The sequence below is a fragment of the Chryseobacterium vietnamense genome, assembly GCF_031454475.1.
GTDB classification, from domain to species: Bacteria; Bacteroidota; Bacteroidia; order Flavobacteriales; family Weeksellaceae; genus Chryseobacterium; species Chryseobacterium vietnamense.
The window spans coordinates 388,542-404,079 of sequence record NZ_JAVDQX010000001.1 but is presented as its reverse complement, the minus strand read 5'-3'; the positions used below and the strand labels follow the sequence as shown (position 1 = coordinate 404,079).

The 15,538-nt window shown below is 34.6% G+C and carries 18 protein-coding genes; 4 read left to right on the top strand and 14 right to left on the bottom strand.

Annotation, left to right across the window (positions count from 1 at the left end; genetic code table 11):
• Positions 1 to 165 precede the first annotated feature (165 nt).
• Positions 166 to 1,101, top strand: coding sequence for a YeiH family protein (locus J2786_RS01790; RefSeq protein ID WP_047432126.1), 936 nt, complete (start codon positions 166 to 168; stop codon positions 1,099 to 1,101).
• Positions 1,102 to 1,180: 79 nt separating this feature from the next.
• On the opposite strand, the gene J2786_RS01785 is transcribed toward J2786_RS01790, so the two are convergent.
• From J2786_RS01785 to J2786_RS01760, 6 genes are all read right to left on the bottom strand, one after another.
• Complete coding sequence (locus J2786_RS01785) at positions 1,181 to 1,363, bottom strand: hypothetical protein (protein WP_047432130.1); 183 nt, start codon at positions 1,361 to 1,363, stop codon at positions 1,181 to 1,183.
• Between the two features lie 168 nt (positions 1,364 to 1,531).
• The gene (locus J2786_RS01780; protein ID WP_047432133.1) at positions 1,532 to 2,773 is read right to left on the bottom strand and encodes an MFS transporter; all 1,242 of its coding nucleotides are present in this window, start codon (positions 2,771 to 2,773) and stop codon (positions 1,532 to 1,534) included.
• A gap of 52 nt (positions 2,774 to 2,825) precedes the next feature.
• The gene (gwsS, locus tag J2786_RS01775; RefSeq protein ID WP_047432136.1) at positions 2,826 to 3,857 is read right to left on the bottom strand and encodes a grasp-with-spasm system SPASM domain peptide maturase; all 1,032 of its coding nucleotides are present in this window, start codon (positions 3,855 to 3,857) and stop codon (positions 2,826 to 2,828) included.
• A 203-nt stretch (positions 3,858 to 4,060) separates the two neighbouring features.
• Positions 4,061 to 5,050: a grasp-with-spasm system ATP-grasp peptide maturase gene (gene gwsG / locus J2786_RS01770; RefSeq protein ID WP_052186999.1), complete on the bottom strand. Its 990-nt coding sequence runs from the start codon at positions 5,048 to 5,050 to the stop codon at positions 4,061 to 4,063.
• Positions 5,031 to 5,597 carry a DUF6624 domain-containing protein gene (locus J2786_RS01765; RefSeq protein ID WP_052187000.1) on the bottom strand — a complete coding sequence of 189 codons (567 nt, stop codon included), beginning with the start codon at positions 5,595 to 5,597 and terminating at the stop codon, positions 5,031 to 5,033. The genes gwsG and J2786_RS01765 overlap by 20 nt, the downstream gene beginning before the upstream one ends.
• A 64-nt stretch (positions 5,598 to 5,661) precedes the next feature.
• Positions 5,662 to 5,829 (bottom strand): hypothetical protein, encoded by a 168-nt coding sequence (locus J2786_RS01760; protein ID WP_156121451.1) that lies wholly within the window; start codon positions 5,827 to 5,829, stop codon positions 5,662 to 5,664.
• Positions 5,830 to 5,990: 161 nt separating this feature from the next.
• Here J2786_RS01760 and J2786_RS01755 point away from each other — a divergent pair, with 161 nt between their 5' ends.
• The gene (locus J2786_RS01755) at positions 5,991 to 6,299 is read left to right on the top strand and encodes a helix-turn-helix transcriptional regulator (RefSeq protein ID WP_052187001.1); all 309 of its coding nucleotides are present in this window, start codon (positions 5,991 to 5,993) and stop codon (positions 6,297 to 6,299) included.
• A 74-nt stretch (positions 6,300 to 6,373) separates the two neighbouring features.
• Here J2786_RS01755 and rny read toward each other — a convergent pair whose 3' ends face one another.
• The 6 genes from rny to J2786_RS01725 form a co-directional block, all read right to left on the bottom strand.
• Entirely contained in the window at positions 6,374 to 7,939 is a 1,566-nt protein-coding gene (gene rny, locus J2786_RS01750; protein ID WP_047432142.1) for a ribonuclease Y, read from the bottom strand.
• 233 nt (positions 7,940 to 8,172) lie between these two features.
• Positions 8,173 to 8,460 (bottom strand): cell division protein ZapA, encoded by a 288-nt coding sequence (locus J2786_RS01745; RefSeq protein ID WP_047432144.1) that lies wholly within the window; start codon positions 8,458 to 8,460, stop codon positions 8,173 to 8,175.
• The gene (locus J2786_RS01740; RefSeq protein WP_047376863.1) at positions 8,460 to 8,762 is read right to left on the bottom strand and encodes a hypothetical protein; all 303 of its coding nucleotides are present in this window, start codon (positions 8,760 to 8,762) and stop codon (positions 8,460 to 8,462) included. The genes J2786_RS01745 and J2786_RS01740 overlap by 1 nt, the downstream gene beginning before the upstream one ends.
• A 138-nt stretch (positions 8,763 to 8,900) precedes the next feature.
• Complete coding sequence (gene porT / locus J2786_RS01735; RefSeq protein ID WP_034695972.1) at positions 8,901 to 9,683, bottom strand: type IX secretion/gliding motility protein PorT/SprT; 783 nt, start codon at positions 9,681 to 9,683, stop codon at positions 8,901 to 8,903.
• 3 nt (positions 9,684 to 9,686) lie between these two features.
• Positions 9,687 to 10,418 (bottom strand): bifunctional demethylmenaquinone methyltransferase/2-methoxy-6-polyprenyl-1,4-benzoquinol methylase UbiE, encoded by a 732-nt coding sequence (gene ubiE / locus J2786_RS01730; protein ID WP_047096897.1) that lies wholly within the window; start codon positions 10,416 to 10,418, stop codon positions 9,687 to 9,689.
• A gap of 3 nt (positions 10,419 to 10,421) precedes the next feature.
• Complete coding sequence (locus J2786_RS01725; protein ID WP_034695976.1) at positions 10,422 to 10,991, bottom strand: hypothetical protein; 570 nt, start codon at positions 10,989 to 10,991, stop codon at positions 10,422 to 10,424.
• 101 nt (positions 10,992 to 11,092) lie between these two features.
• Here J2786_RS01725 and J2786_RS01720 point away from each other — a divergent pair, with 101 nt between their 5' ends.
• Together J2786_RS01720 and J2786_RS01715 are read left to right on the top strand one after the other, a co-directional pair.
• Positions 11,093 to 12,166: a 3-oxoacyl-ACP synthase III family protein gene (locus J2786_RS01720; protein WP_047432148.1), complete on the top strand. Its 1,074-nt coding sequence runs from the start codon at positions 11,093 to 11,095 to the stop codon at positions 12,164 to 12,166.
• A gap of 66 nt (positions 12,167 to 12,232) precedes the next feature.
• Entirely contained in the window at positions 12,233 to 13,438 is a 1,206-nt protein-coding gene (locus tag J2786_RS01715; RefSeq protein ID WP_047432150.1) for a metallophosphoesterase, read from the top strand.
• 133 nt (positions 13,439 to 13,571) lie between these two features.
• On the opposite strand, the gene J2786_RS01710 is transcribed toward J2786_RS01715, so the two are convergent.
• Together J2786_RS01710 and J2786_RS01705 are read right to left on the bottom strand one after the other, a co-directional pair.
• Positions 13,572 to 14,294 (bottom strand): polysaccharide deacetylase family protein, encoded by a 723-nt coding sequence (locus J2786_RS01710; RefSeq protein ID WP_310023728.1) that lies wholly within the window; start codon positions 14,292 to 14,294, stop codon positions 13,572 to 13,574.
• Positions 14,295 to 14,408: 114 nt separating this feature from the next.
• Entirely contained in the window at positions 14,409 to 15,374 is a 966-nt protein-coding gene (locus tag J2786_RS01705) for an NAD-dependent epimerase/dehydratase family protein (RefSeq protein ID WP_047432156.1), read from the bottom strand.
• Positions 15,375 to 15,538: the final 164 nt, after the last annotated feature.

Sequence of the window (15,538 nt, the reverse complement as noted above, 5' to 3'; positions counted from 1 at the left end):
GCAGCCAAGCAAATAGTAAAATTTAATGACAAGATCTTTTATCTTTTATCTTTTATCTTTTATCTTTTATTAGTTATAACTTTTAGTTATCCGACATAACAAAATACAATTTACTTTGTAATACTATTTTCCGGAATTTTGGTGCAGATTTTAAAAGTTCGCATTATGAAAAATTTCATCCGGAATGAAATGACCCGAAAAGTATTTTTTATTGTATTGGCCGTTTTATGCCTTACTCCGCTTATATCTTCACCAATCGCTCTGGCTCTAGGTTTTTTCCTGGTTGTCCTTATCGGAAATCCTTTTGAGAAACATCTTCATCAATATATTCATTTACTCTTACAGATTTCAATTGTAGGTCTGGGATTCGGGCTGAAACTGGATGAAGCGCTTCATGCGGGAAAAACAGGTTTGTTATTAACTGTTGTAAGTATTTTTACAGTAATGGTTTTGGGATATTTTCTGGGAAAAATATTTAAACTGGAAAGTCCTTTATCCTATCTTATCTCTGCGGGAACAGCTATTTGTGGAGGGAGTGCTATTGCAGCAGTATCTCCTATTATTAAACCCAGCACAAAGCAGATTTCCCTTGCGCTCGCTATTGTTTTCACCCTAAATTCTATTGCATTGTTTGTTTATCCCGCGATTGGGCATCTTCTGAATCTGTCACAGGAACAGTTTGGACTTTGGTGTGCCGTAGGAATTCACGACACAAGTTCCGTGGTGGGTGCAGCCAGCAAATATGGTGATGAAGCTCTGAAAATAGCCACTACAGTAAAACTTGCCCGTGCGTTATGGATCATTCCTGTATCACTGATCACCATGTTCATTTTTAAAAGTAAAGATTCCAAAATAAAGATTCCATGGTTTATCGGTTATTTTATTGTGGCCATTCTTTTGAATACTTATTTCCCGTTTTTTGACCACTTCAGTTCTTCAATCACTGTTTTGGCAAAATCCGGGCTGAATCTGACTTTATTTTTGATTGGTTCTACCCTTTCTATTCAAACGCTGAAATCAATCGGATTAAAACCTTTGGTTATGGCAATTATCCTATGGGTCACCATAAGTGTTGGCAGTCTTCTTTACATTATCTATTAAAAAGAGCAGAACCCTTTTGGAATCAAAAGGGTTCTGCATATTAAATGTGGAAATGCTTATTTCGTATTGAAATAATTTCTTAAACCTCTCCGCAAGTATAAACCTGCAGACAGCCCATGTATATTGAGCAATAATCAGGACCTGTTACAGCACCTGAGCAGCTGCATCCGCAAAGAGATAAATCCGGCTTACCGCTTACTCCGCCTGTAATATTTTTCAAGTCTTGTTTTTTCAGTTTTTTAGCATTTTTCATAATGTTCATGTGGTTTAGTTTTGATTAAAAATATAGTTTTAGTTACTTTCCAAAGTTAAACAAATATTAATTACACGCAACAAAAATCAATACAAAAATTAATAATTTATTGATTATAACTTCATTATTGTATTCAAAATAAGGAATAATGATATGTTATTTTTTAAACAAGTTAAATTATTCTGTAAATTCAAGATCTCTGTCGTGGGTCTCTGAAATGGTAAGCGAAGAATAAAATGCCAGCCCGAATACCACCACTCCTACTATGGCAGCACTTTCCACAATCGGGAAATGACCTTTAAGGGAATCAAAAGCGAATATCATTACCGGCACCAATCCTCTTACCATGTTGGGAACCGTTGTGGTTGCTGTATTCCTGATATTGGTCCCGAACTGTTCTGCCGCCAGTGTTACAAACATGGCCCAATATCCTGTTCCAAATCCCAGCCATACACAAAACATGTAATATTTTGTTTCCGTATTGGTATTTCCGAATAACATGAGTGCCACCCCGATCAGCGTGAAAATCAACATATAAAAGATGGCCATTTTCCGTGATTTTAAAGCATGGGAAATAAAACCACTCAAGAGATCACCGACAGAAATCCCTACATAAGCCCACATAATTGCTTTTCCGGGGTTGATGTCCCTTATTCCTAATTCAGGAGCAAACTGATTAGCCAAAACAGCTAGAATCCCTATGCAATACCAGGTAGGCAATCCTACTGCAATACATTTTAAATACCTTATCAATCTGTCTTTATTGGTGAAAAAGGATAGAAAGTTTCCTTTGGAGACATTTTTATGCTCAATATTTTTATAAATCCCGGATTCGGATACGCTTATTCTCAGTACCAATAACATAATTCCCATGATCCCACCGATAATGTAAGAAATATTCCAGCCTCCGGCCAGTTCTACGGTAAGCTGAGCTACAACTGCTCCCATTAAACCAAAACCAGCAACAACGGAGGTTCCGATTGCCCTTAAACTTTTCGGCAGACTTTCAGAAACCAGTGTAATTCCAGCTCCAAGTTCTCCAGCTAACCCAATACCTGCAATAAACCTTAAACCTGCATATTGGTACAGCAAATGCTCTTTTGGAAAATAAGGAAGGAAACCACAGGCAATATTCGCTAAAGAGTATACTAAAATGGACCCAAAAAGTACAGAAAGTCTTCCTTTTTTATCTCCAAAAATACCCCAGAAAACGCCTCCGATAAGAAGTCCTACCATCTGACAGTTTAAAATAAAAGTCCCGTCCGCATCCGGATTAAGCCCCAAAGCTTTTAAACTGGGTATTCTGACAATCCCGAATAAAAGGAGGTCATAGATATCTACAAAATAGCCGAGTGCAGAAATAATAACGGGGATAGAAAAAATGTACTTCAGTTTTGAAGACAGGGACAGTTCTTGCATTTTTAAGTTTTGATAAAAATAAAAAACCTTTCAATTTCTTGAAAGGTTTTTATTAAATATCTTTTTCTGATTCCCATTTATTAGTATATGGATCGAATTGGCACTGATTTAATTTTCTCCATGAAGAGCCATTAAATTCAAGATCTGAATTGTCAAAACAAATATAACGAAACTGACAATCTTTGCAGATATCTATATTGTCATTGTTAATAAACCATTTTCTAGTAAAATCTTTATTGTCAATTAACTTTGTAATGCTCGTCTTATTAAAGTTTCCTAACGTCTCTTTATGAGACAGGTAGTTTTTGAAATTTCCTTCATTGTCAATGCAAACCTTTCTATTTAATGCAACATTATGATGTTGAGCTTCGGTAAAAAACTCCATATTAATAATAAAATTCTCTTTTTTTATACTATCAATACTTGAACTATTAATGATTCTTGTTGTAAAAACTAATTTTTTCTCTATATAATACTTTGAATTTTTATATAGATCTTTAGTTAAGATTTCATCTTTAACACTATGAATTACAAATGTTTTAATTCTATTTTCAATATCATCAAGATATTTCAAATGATGCATTTCATATAATGACTCAGGAAGAAAAATTTCAACATTCCTTATCCTTGATGTTCGAGTTGCATCCAGTATGCCGGATAATACATTATCAACATCCGGATTATTAATTCTTATTTGAATATTTAAACATGCTAATGAACTTAATTCTTTAATTGCAGCATTGAAGTCATATTTGCAATCTTCATTAATTTCCAAGATTGCACTGTTAGCTTTAAATGGGGAGTGCCATTCTAAATTCAGCTCTGGGAAACTTTCATTATTTTCTAAAAAGAAGCCGTAATCAATATCTACCAGATAGTTAAAATAGTTATCTATACCTTCGTTCAAATCATTATTAAAAAAATTTTTGATTTCACTTACTGTATGAGTACGTGTTTTTTTAAGAACTTCAAGCAATAGATTAGGCACGTTTATATGCTCAGTATTTTGCAGATCTACAATAATACTTTCCTCACTTCCCTTTACAGGAATACAATTGGAATATAAGTTAAAAAATCTATTCATTACAGAATAATTATAGGCTTGAAATTATAAAAAATATCATACATAGTAGTCTGATGAAAGCTACTGTGTGCGGTGTAATGTAAATTAAAACGTTTTACTTCTTCTTTAGTATAGTAAACATTTCTTATTAGATGATAATTTATAGGAAGTAACTTATAGCTTTCTTCTTTAAAAAGAGAAATAAATTCGTGTTTTTCCATGATTTACTGTATTAAGTATTCGGCTATTTTTTTGTGCAGGTGATAATTACAGGCTCCGGTTAGAAATCCAAACTGGCCAACAGGATTAACTTCTAAAAAGACATATCTATCCTTTGTTTTTACGATATCTAAAGAGCCACAATTTAAATTTAATTCTTGCATCAACAAACGGATATTATCTTCTATTTCAGATGGCAGTTTATAAGTAACACGCCTATTCATGCTATCTCTATTATATCTTCGGAAATCGACACTGGTTTGTTCATTTTTTTGAGAAAACATTGCCATAGAAAATATTTCTCCATCCAAATAGAAGCTTCTTATCTCGTATTCTTTCTCTAATTTCTCCTGAAAATGTGCAATAAAAAAATACTCAGGTAAATTATTTATGAAGCTCATTTCTATTTTTTCCGTGTAAGTTGCATAGGTAGAATGTGTCTCACTAATATCACAAAGTAACATATCATGCATTTTAGAAATTATTTCTCCACTACAGTCATTATAAAAATCAATAAGCTTAGATTTACTATTGGTAAGAATGGATTTGGGAATATCAATCCCGGTATTTTTAGCAATTCTTAAAACATCAAATTTATTGACTTCATATCTTAATGAGCCTCCCAAAATATTTTCTGCATTGTATTTATTTGCTAAATCGTGGGCATTAATATTTTGAATTTCTTTATTAGCAGAATGCAATAGCAATGATTGTAATTTATTATTATCTATTTTTTCATTTATTAAATCTTCAGGAATGTTTCTGATGGGGAAAGGCCTTCTTCCGGGTCTTCTGTACCAAATACCTTTTATATTTATGCTTTCACTAATATCAAGAAAAAACTCGCTTTGTATTGGCATTTGAAAGAAGTCAGTATTCATTCTTTTTACTTCTCCTTTATATAAGAATGAAAGCCAATCCATAACAAGGTTAGTCGTAATATCTTTATCTTCCGTATAAATAACAACCATTTTATTATCTACTTCTTGTTGCATTGTTTGACGAATCAATCATTTCGATATATTTTTCAATTGGATATAAATCCATAGATTTTCTTCTGGAATTTACATTTGCAGAATCAATAAGGTTTTCTATAAAAGCAGTTCCATTTTCTCTTATTGAATATTGAGTTCCGTAGATCTGTTTTCTATTATTTAATAATTCGACTCTATCAATCAAATAAGCTGCTTGTCCTTTTTCAGCATTGTTTTTATTGGCTGCTTCTTTCAGCACAGGTAAATATTTTTCCATTGTTTCCAATTTATCAGCATGCTGCAATGCAACAAACAAAGCTAAATTAGCATCGTGCCCGATTTTGTCTTCACCCAACCATCCTAGACTATCAATAATCTTCGTCACTATTTTAATATTCTTTCTATCAAGTGGAGCTTGCTTAATAAAATCCATTGGTTGCCGGAATTTTTGATCGTCTACTAATACTTGTTCTAAAGTTTTTCTTACTTCGGAATAATTTTCTGTTTTCTTGCATCCAAAAAAAGAAAGAATAAAAACCAGTAATAGATATTTAAGTTTTGTAATCATTTTATAGAATTAAAAAAAGGATAAAAAATTATCCTTTTTACATTATTGTTGAAATTCGACTTTATTATCTTGTCCCATCATAATAGGAATCTGGCGCGGAAACATTATTATCATGATTGCCATCTGAGGTCAGACCAGTTTGTGTATCTGTTCCTGCAGTTGGAACAAGTTTTCCACCATTGATAGTGTCGAGTTTAGTTCTGTCAATTCTTGAATTTTGAAATTTAATCATTAAAGAATCTTTGTTTTTAGAATTTTTCATAATAATTTAATTTATATCGTTTTGTATCTTATCGACATTTCAAATATATCAAGCCCTATTGAAATAAGCTCAAGGTTTTTATGTGAATTTCAGAACATAATAATATATTTGCGATAACAAAACACATAATTATGATAAAAAATAAGCTGATAAAAGCCCGCAAAGAGAAGTACACTCAGCAAAGTATGGCTAAAATATTACATATGACACAGTCTCAATACCAGAGAAGAGAAAAGGGAGATATTAAAATCTCAGATGAAGAATGGGAACGTATGGCAAAAGCATTAAATACTACAGTAGAAGATATAAAAGAAGAAGATATTTCTCCTATTAATAATAATTACTGTATTTCTGAATTCATCTTAAAAAATATGGAAGATTATATCAGTCTTTTGAAAAATCAAATAGAAGAAATTAAATCTTTAAATCCTAGAACTTAGTTTACAGAATTCCTTATAAATAAAAAACCTTTCAATTTCTTGAAAGGTTTTTATTAAATATCTTTTTCTGATTATTATCTGGCAATATTCACAGCTCTCGTTTCTCTGATTACTGTTACTTTTACCTGTCCCGGATACGTCAGTTCATTCTGGATTTTCTCTGAGATATCGTAAGAAAGTTGAGAAGCTACTTCGTCATTTACTTTTCCGCTCTCTACCATTACTCTCAGTTCTCTACCTGCCTGAATAGCATAAGCACTGGATACACCATCGAAGCTTAATGCAGCAGATTCAAGGTCTTTTAATCGCTGGATATAAGATTCCAACACCTGTCTTCTTGCTCCCGGTCTTGCTCCTGAGATTGCATCGGCAACCTGAATGATCGGAGATAATAATGATTTCATTTCAATTTCGTCGTGGTGAGCTCCAATAGCATTTACCACTTCAGGGTTTTCACCGTATTTCTCAGCCCACTGCATCCCTAATAGTGCGTGTGGTAATTCTGATTCCTGCTCAGGAACTTTACCAATATCGTGTAGAAGACCTGCTCTTTTCGCTAATTTTACGTTTAATCCTAACTCGGCAGCCATGGTTGCAGCGATGTTTGCTACTTCTCTTGAGTGCTGTAGTAAGTTTTGTCCATAAGAAGAACGGTATTTCATTCTACCTACGATTTTGATCAATTCAGGGTGTAATCCGTGGATTCCTAAATCAATGATCGTTCTCTTACCTACTTCAATGATTTCCTCCTCAATCTGTTTTCTAGTTTTTTCTACTACTTCTTCGATTCTTGCCGGGTGAATTCTACCATCGGTTACCAATCTGTGAAGGGATAGTCTTGCAATCTCTCTTCTTACAGGATCGAAACATGAAAGAAGGATAGCTTCAGGAGTGTCATCAACAATAATTTCTACTCCGGTTACCGCTTCTAAAGCACGGATATTTCTACCTTCTCTACCGATAATTCTACCTTTTACTTCATCAGATTCAATGTTGAAAACTGATACTGAATTCTCGATAGCCTGCTCGGTTCCAATTCTCTGAATCGTCTGAATAACAATCTTTCTTGCTTCATTCTTGGCATTCAGCTGAGCTTCTTCCATAATGCTCTGAACATGTGCCTGCGCTCTTGTTTTTGCCTCAGCTCTCATAGTTTCCACCAATTCTGCTTTAGCTTCCTCTGCGGTATAATTAGAGATTTTTTCAAGTATTTCTACTTTCTTGGCAGTAGCTATATCTAATTCCTGCTGTTTTCTGTCCAGAATTTCGTTCTTCTTAGCATAATCTGCAATCTGCTTGTCTAAATCTTTTTCAAGCTTTCCTGTCTTGCTAAGTTCATCATTCAGCTTATGCTCTTTGTCTTTCGTTCTCTTTTCAACTTCCTGCATTTTCTTTTCGCGGGATTGAATGTCAGCGTCATGCTGTGATTTCAATTCCAGGAATTTTTCTTTAGCCTGAAGATTCTTTTCTTTCTTTATGGATTCAGCTTGTACGTTAGCTTTTTCTATAAGGTTTTCGGCATTTTTCTTGGCATCATCTATGATGAATTTTGCTTTAGTATTCAGAGAACTTCTGGAAAAAAACATTCCCACGACAGCTCCGATTACTAAACAAACAACACCGACTATAACTTCTATCATAATTTATATTGAGTTTTAATTGTATTCATATCCTTGTTCAATAAAAAAAGCCCACAATAATCCAGAGATTGAGAGTAAACTCCTAATCAACACGATTTGAACTGATTTCCACTGTCTGTAATCCGGAAATCCGGCACGCCATTCGATGGACATTTGTTCGGTAATTGTTTAGCGTTGAGTTTACCTTTAATGTGTTAGAATTATTGTAGGCAGTACTTTTCAGGAAAAAAAATCTATTTCCCGATTTCATTCAACGACTGATTAATCTGCGTTAATCTTTCGTTGGTTGAATTAATATTTTTTTCGTAGTTCAGAGAAAATACCTCTGCATTGGTTCCCAGTTTAAGGGCGCACATTGCCAAAGCATCCTGTTTATCTCTTACATCGAAATTCTGTTCAAAATCTTTAATCATATTCTCGATCTGCTTCCCTACTTTACGCAAAGTTTCTTCCTCTGCTGCCGGTACGTTCAGCGGATACACTCTTCCTGCAATGTTGACGGTTATTCTCCTTACCTCCATTATAATCCACTGTTTTGAAGCTGAGCAATACAGAAATCAATCTCTTTTACCAATCTGTTGATATGGTTTTTCATTAACCTATTGTGTTCAGGATTTCCTGATATTGCTGAATAAAGTTTTATATTTTTTTGTTCTTCTGCTAATACCTGATTCTTTCTTCTCTCCTCATCATATTTCTTCTTCAACTCTTCATGCTCAATATTTAATTCTTTTAAATTTTCTGTAAGATTTTTATAGTTCTTTTGCAGAGTCGAAATCTTTCTCTCTAATTCTGAAAAATTGTTTTCTAAATCTTGAAGCATTTCAGGTTTGTATATTCTAACTAAAAGCAAAAATAAAAAAATAATAACACTAACAAAAATAAAACACTCTATATTTTGATATAACAATAAAAAAGGAGGCGCTAGTGCACCTCCTGTGTATTTTTCAATAGAATATTTTTATTCAAATTTCAGAACGAACATTACTGCTCTTGTCTGCAATGTAGAGATCGCAGATGACCAGTAAGGAGGTGTAGTAGCGTTATCTGCCACTTTTTCGTTGTTCATGAAGAATGTTCCTCTTACTGCAGGAGTCAGTTTAAACTTGTTGAAATAAAACTGAATACCCATTTCTGCAGACCAAGCAAAATTATGTGTTGTAGATCTGTAGATTCCCTGCATGTTGTCATCTGTAGAACTTGAGTTAGACTGAAGGTTGACCACATAGTTTACCCCTGCAGCAACGTAAGGTCTTGAATTGTACCATCTTTGACCATGAAGTTCCAGAAGCACCGGAATATCAATCAAAGTAGATTTAATTTCTCTTACTTTATCCTTTTCCTGTAAAGGGAATGGCATAAAAGGAGGATTGGTTAAAGATCCACCTGCATAAATGTCATTGGATTGAGTATTAAAAGTCAACTGTCTTTGCGCAAACTGTAATCCTGGTTCTACTCTTACATCAAGATAGTCATTCAGTCTCCATTTTGCAATAAGCCCGGCACCGAAACTATAACTTTCCTTAGAGGTAACAAGGTTTTCATTATCATTCATCCCGTATTTCGGATGCAAAACAATGCGGTAATCCAGTCTGTTCCCGTTCAAATAAAACCCCCAACTGAATTTCTGTTCGTCGAAATCTTCCAACTTATCCATTCTGTTTCGGGTTCTGAATTGCGCGTTTGCAAAAACGGCAACATTTACTGAGGTTAAAACCAGTGCTTTTAATAGAAATTTATTCATAGGTTACTTTGTTGCTTTATAAATTGTGGCTATACCTAAACTTAATTTTTTATATTCAACTTTCTTAAATCCCGTATCTAAAAGAATTTGCTTCATCTTCTCCCCGAAAGGAAAAGCATTTACAGAATCCGGAAGGTATGTATACGCCCTATTATCCTTAGAAACCAATCTGCCGATGGCAGGTAATATATTTTTGAAGTAAAACATATAAAATGGTCCCATGAAACCCTCAACCTTTGAAAACTCCAGTATATAAACACTTTTGTTATCTTTAACTACTCTTCTTAACTCTGCCAAACCTTTGGTAAGGTTTTCAAAATTCCTTACTCCAAATGCAACGGAAACAGCATCAAATCTATTGTCCTCGAAAGGTAAATTTTCTGCATCTCCTTTTTGCATGGAAATTTTGCCGTCTAATTTAAGTTTTTTTATTTTAATAACGCCAACATTCAGCATTTGTTGTGATAAATCTAATCCAACTACTTTAGAACCGGTTCCTTTTTCAATAGTAATTGCCAGATCTCCTGTTCCTGTAGCCACATCCAGCACTTCCTGCGGATTATCATTTTTCATCCATCTTACCAGTTTATTTCTCCACAGAACGTCAATTTTCATGGATAAAACATGGTTCAGAAGGTCATACTTCGGTGCAATGTTGTCGAACATATCCTCTACCTGGCTTTTTTTTGTAGCCTCTGAATTGTAGGGAGTAACTTTGGTGATATCTTTTGTCAAAACTTAAAACTTGTAATATTCTTTGTAATAATTTAGGTAATCCTGCTTTCTGAAGATTTTGGATCGTGACTCCACTTTCTGGATATTTTTGATCACTTTGTCATAGTCTTCATCTACATTGTAATAAAAATCTTCTGTGTAAAGCTTATTGAAGCGTCTTGCTCCTCCGTAATAATCCTTTCCGTCAATAACAGTTTTATCAAGGTTGGCCAGTAACGAATCTTTTTTAAGATTGTATCCGTAATACTGATCATTTACGTAGTAATCCTGATGGGTAATATTAATCAGACCACGAAGTTTATTGACTTCAAATGCTGAATCGTAAAGCATTTTCTTGTTCTGATCAAAAACCTGAATAGAGTTTTTCCCTTTATTCAAATCCACATGCACATACTGCCCCGCAGAAATAATTCCTTCAGATCCGTTATTGATCTTAAAGTAATACGTATTCGGGGTAGGATTATCTACAACATAATAATTCTTCTTGGCTAAAAAAAGGAAGTAGATCCCAAAGGCAACGATAAACGCCACAGCTGCAATAAGTAAGCCTTTTAAGGACGAGTTGTTTTTCATAGATTGTAAAGTACAATTTTTGCAAATTTAATAATATTTTTAATTCTCCGTTATTAATATTAATTATTAACTTTGCATCTTTAAAAAAATCATATAAACGAATGCCGAATACGATCATTATTGGCTCTGGATGTTATATTCCGAACAGAGTTATTGGTAGAGATTACTTCATGAATTCCGAGTTCTACACTGAAGACGGAGTAAAGATTGAAAAGCCTGTGGAAGAGACCATTGCGAAATTTGTAGAGATTACAGAAATCGAAAACAGGAGATTCATTGAGGATGATCTTTCCAACTCTCAAATCGGTTATGAAGCTGCAAAAATTGCCCTTGAGGATGCAAAAGTAGACGGCGAAGAATTGGATTATATCATCTACGCAAGCAATTTCGGGGAGGTTACCGAAAACGGATATGCTGATTTTATGCCTACCATGGCAGCAAGAGTAAAAAATAAACTGGGGATCAAAAACAGAAAATGCGTAACGTATGATATGCTTTTCGGATGTCCGGGATGGGTAGAAGCAATGATTTTGGCTGATAACCTTATTAAAGCTAAAGTAGCTAAAACAATTCTTGTTATCGGAGGAGAAACTTTAAGCCGAGTAACAGATCCGCATGACAGAAACAGAATGATCTTTGCAGACGGCGCCGGAGCTGTAGTGGTAAAAGCAACAGATGAGGAAAATGTTGGAATCATTGCTCACAACACTATTTGTGATAACGGACCGGAATTAAATTATCTTGAAAACCAGCCATCTATCAATAAAGAAGTAGACCAAAAACGTCTTTATGTAAGAATGCTGGGAAGAAAAATCTACGAATACGCTCTTAAAAACGTACCGGTTGCCATCAAAGAAACGATTACAGATGCAGGTCTTTCTATTGAAGATATAGATAAAATCTTAATTCACCAGGCAAATGCTAAAATGGATTATGCCATGATTGAAAGACTTCACAGACTATATGATGTAAAAGAGTATGATCATGCGATCTCTCCTATGACGATTCAGGATCTTGGAAACACCTCTGTAGCAACAATTCCTACTATGTATGATTTAATAATTAAAGGAAAAATGGAGGGTCAATCGTTTAAAGATAATGGTAACATTGTGATGACTTCGGTAGGTGCCGGAATGAACATCAATGCTATCGTTTATAGATTTCCTAAAAAGTAATATTTAAACCATTAAAAATATAAAAGCACAGGGAAGTTTATTCTTTGTGCTTTTTTTGATCAGAACATGCAAAAGAATTTTTTAATCATCGCCGGAATCTTCCTGTTTTTGGAAGTGTATATTTATCAGGCTATCAGAACACTTACCGATAATTTCTGGATCAGGATCGGATATTGGGTCATCTCTTTAGCGGTGTATGGTATTTTCGCCTATGAAGTTACCCACTACCAAAGATCAGACAAAAGTATGGTAAGAGCCCAGATCATGATTTCATTATTTTTGATTTTCATCCTTCCAAAAATCTTCGTGGTTCTGTTTTTATTAATTGATGATATTATAAGAACCGGAGGTTATCTGATCGGTTTTGCCAAGCCCTCGGAAAATTTCTTTCCGGAAAGACGAAAGTTCCTGAGTCTTGTAGGATTGGGAATGAGCGGTGTTCTTTCTGCTCTTTTCATAGATGGAATTACGTTTGGGAAGTACAGACATAAAGTGAGAAGAGTAAGAGTAAATTTTGCCAACCTTCCCCAAAGCTTTAAAGGCTACAAAATCATTCAGATTTCAGATGTTCACAGTGGAAGCTTCTCTGATCCCAGCAAATTAGAGCACGCCATTGAGCTGATTAATGAACAAAAGCCCGACCTGGTATTATTTACCGGAGATATGGTAAATAACGTTGCGGATGAATTCAAACCTTTCATTCCTTTATTTTCAAAAATCCAGGCTAAAGATGGCAAATTTGCAGTATTAGGGAACCATGATTACGGAGATTATGTATCCTGGGAATCACCTGCAGCCAAAAAAGAAAACCTTGACACACTGATTAGTTATGAAAAGCAGGCTGGTTTTGATATGTTGAGAAACGAGCACAGAGTCATAGAAAAAAACGGAGAAAAACTATACATTCTGGGCGTTGAAAACTGGGGGCTGAAACCATTCCCTCAATTCGGAAAAATAGATGATGCTCTAAAAGGCGTGCCGGAATCTGCTACCAAAATTTTAATGAGCCACGACCCTACCCATTTTGATTATGTGGTAAAAAAACATCCTGCAAATATCCATTTAACCCTTTCGGGACACACCCATGGAATGCAGTTTGGTCTGGATCTTAAAAATGTAAAATGGTCACCGGTACAATACAAATATCCAAAATGGGCAGATTTATATGAAAGCGAAGGAAAGCTGCTGTATGTCAACAGAGGGTTTGGAGTATTGGGCTATCCGGGAAGAGTGGGTGTATTACCGGAAATTACGCTTTTTGAGCTGAGTTAGAGATGCGGGGTTCGGGATACGAGTTATAAGTTGCGAGTTATTGGGTTTCGAGTTACGTGCTACACAAAACATTAAACCTTGAACCTAGAACCTTAAATTCTTTACCTAATAGCTGCAACCTAACACCTGCAACCTAAAAAATATAATCTTTCATGCGGGAAGTAGCCATTTCCCGTTCATTGAGAAAAGTAAGGAGGGCATCTAATTTGTCCTCCATTTTTTTGCCCGAAAATAATCTTCGGTAAAAAGGAATATCAAAACGGTATTTGTTGAAATCTGTAAACTGCCATGTGTTCAGATAGATCAGTACAAACTCTTCATTCTGCAAAGTTTCCAGCACCATATTCTGATAATACTTCATTGGCAGGATCTGAAATACAAAGTCATTATAGGGCAGCTGACTGTACGGAGAGATACTTTCCGGAACAATACTCAAACCATCCTCTTCTGTAATTTCGGTATCTCTTTTGAGTCTTTTGAAAGGAAAAAGAATATTGGCATTATCAATATTGGAGACATAATTAAATTCCATCAGCTTCAAAGTTTCCTGAGCAACTTTTACATCTTTCTGACGAATTCCCCTGATCTGTTTTTCCAAAAGATCCTGAATATTCTTCTTGGCATTTTCTATTTCTTCCGGATTTGACCCTTTATTATAAAAAGCAATTTCATGCCCTTTGGATGAAATTGCTTTTATTAAATTCTGAAGTTTTTCGGTAAGAGAAATCTCTACAAAAAAACTTGATTTGATATCATGAATATCTAAAATTCTAAGAATCGCTTTGGTATTATCTTCAGTGATTTTCAATCGTTCTTCATCAGTAATTTGAGAGCCGTTTTTTACTTCAGCCTCCATACAAGTGATGTTAAAAGTCAATAATACCATTTAAATTAAAATTTATATAAATTCTTTAAAATATTAAAAATCAGATGTTAAAAGCAAAAGTAATTAAAGTATTGCTTTACATTATTAATCCTTAGCTAATTTTATCTTAAGATTTTTAATCATATCTTTTGTCATCTCAGAAATTCCAAAGTCATAGGTAAGACCCCAGTCTTTTTTCGCTACCGAATCATCAATAGAAGCTGGCCATGAATCTGCGATTGCCTGTCTGAAATCGGGGTTATAATCGATCGTAAAATTTGGAATTTCTTTTGTGATTTCTTCTGCCAGTTCTTTTGGAGTAAAAGACATTCCACCCAAATTATAAGAAGAACGAACCGTTACACTTTCTTTTGGAGCATCCATTAATTTCAAGGTTGCGTTGATAGCATCATCCATATACAACATTGGCATTCCTGTATTCTCTGAAATGAAACTTGTATACTTTCCGTCTTCAATTGCTTTGTAGAAAATCTCAACAGCATAGTCGGTAGTTCCACCTCCTGCAGGAGTCTTCCATGAGATTAATCCAGGATATCTGATACTTCTTACATCTACACCATATTTGTCGAAATAGTATTCACACCACTTCTCCCCTGCCATTTTAGAGATCCCGTAAACAGTAGTTGGGTTCAGCACCACATCCTGTCCTACATCATGCTTTGGAATTCCTTTTCCAAATACAGCGATGGAACTTGGCCAGAAGATCTTTTTAAGAAGCCCTTCTTTCGCCATTTCACAAAAATGAAGCAGTGGCTCAAGATTTAGTTTCCATGCGAAAATAGGCTGCTTTTCAGAAGTTCCGGATAAAAGTGAAGCAAGGTGATACACTGTAGTGATTTCGTAATCATGAATCACCTGTCTTACCAATTGGGTATTGGTAACATCCATTCTTTCATAGTGTCCGGCAGAAGTAATTCCTTCCTGCCATCTGTCCAATCCTGAAGCAACAACGTTTTCTGCTCCGTGAATTTCAACAAGTCTGTTCGTCAGTTCGGTACCAATTTGTCCCAAGGCACCTGTAATCAGTATTCTTTCCGTATAGGATTCCATTTTCAGATTTTTTTAGAATTGTACAAAAGTAAAAAAAACATGCCAACCATAATAAAAAAGGTGTATTTAAAAACATTCCCCTGATAAAAGACACTGATAGCCAGCTAAAATCTTCCTCAACAATAGAAATAATCAAATACAATCATCACTAGCTGACATTAACT

What these genes read in the sequence shown, in the direction of transcription:
- J2786_RS01790 (WP_047432126.1), top strand. Translation starts at nt 166, where the DNA reads ATGAAAAATTTCATCCGGAATGAAATGACCCGAAAAGTATTTTTTATT.
- J2786_RS01785 (WP_047432130.1), bottom strand. Translation starts at nt 1,363, where the DNA reads ATGAACATTATGAAAAATGCTAAAAAACTGAAAAAACAAGACTTGAAA.
- J2786_RS01780 (WP_047432133.1), bottom strand. Translation starts at nt 2,773, where the DNA reads ATGCAAGAACTGTCCCTGTCTTCAAAACTGAAGTACATTTTTTCTATC.
- gwsS (WP_047432136.1), bottom strand. Translation starts at nt 3,857, where the DNA reads ATGAATAGATTTTTTAACTTATATTCCAATTGTATTCCTGTAAAGGGA.
- gwsG (WP_052186999.1), bottom strand. Translation starts at nt 5,050, where the DNA reads ATGCAACAAGAAGTAGATAATAAAATGGTTGTTATTTATACGGAAGAT.
- J2786_RS01765 (WP_052187000.1), bottom strand. Translation starts at nt 5,597, where the DNA reads ATGATTACAAAACTTAAATATCTATTACTGGTTTTTATTCTTTCTTTT.
- J2786_RS01760 (WP_156121451.1), bottom strand. Translation starts at nt 5,829, where the DNA reads ATGATTAAATTTCAAAATTCAAGAATTGACAGAACTAAACTCGACACT.
- J2786_RS01755 (WP_052187001.1), top strand. Translation starts at nt 5,991, where the DNA reads ATGATAAAAAATAAGCTGATAAAAGCCCGCAAAGAGAAGTACACTCAG.
- rny (WP_047432142.1), bottom strand. Translation starts at nt 7,939, where the DNA reads ATGATAGAAGTTATAGTCGGTGTTGTTTGTTTAGTAATCGGAGCTGTC.
- J2786_RS01745 (WP_047432144.1), bottom strand. Translation starts at nt 8,460, where the DNA reads ATGGAGGTAAGGAGAATAACCGTCAACATTGCAGGAAGAGTGTATCCG.
- J2786_RS01740 (WP_047376863.1), bottom strand. Translation starts at nt 8,762, where the DNA reads ATGCTTCAAGATTTAGAAAACAATTTTTCAGAATTAGAGAGAAAGATT.
- porT (WP_034695972.1), bottom strand. Translation starts at nt 9,683, where the DNA reads ATGAATAAATTTCTATTAAAAGCACTGGTTTTAACCTCAGTAAATGTT.
- J2786_RS01725 (WP_034695976.1), bottom strand. Translation starts at nt 10,991, where the DNA reads ATGAAAAACAACTCGTCCTTAAAAGGCTTACTTATTGCAGCTGTGGCG.
- J2786_RS01720 (WP_047432148.1), top strand. Translation starts at nt 11,093, where the DNA reads ATGCCGAATACGATCATTATTGGCTCTGGATGTTATATTCCGAACAGA.
- J2786_RS01715 (WP_047432150.1), top strand. Translation starts at nt 12,233, where the DNA reads ATGCAAAAGAATTTTTTAATCATCGCCGGAATCTTCCTGTTTTTGGAA.
- J2786_RS01710 (WP_310023728.1), bottom strand. Translation starts at nt 14,294, where the DNA reads ATGGAGGCTGAAGTAAAAAACGGCTCTCAAATTACTGATGAAGAACGA.
- J2786_RS01705 (WP_047432156.1), bottom strand. Translation starts at nt 15,374, where the DNA reads ATGGAATCCTATACGGAAAGAATACTGATTACAGGTGCCTTGGGACAA.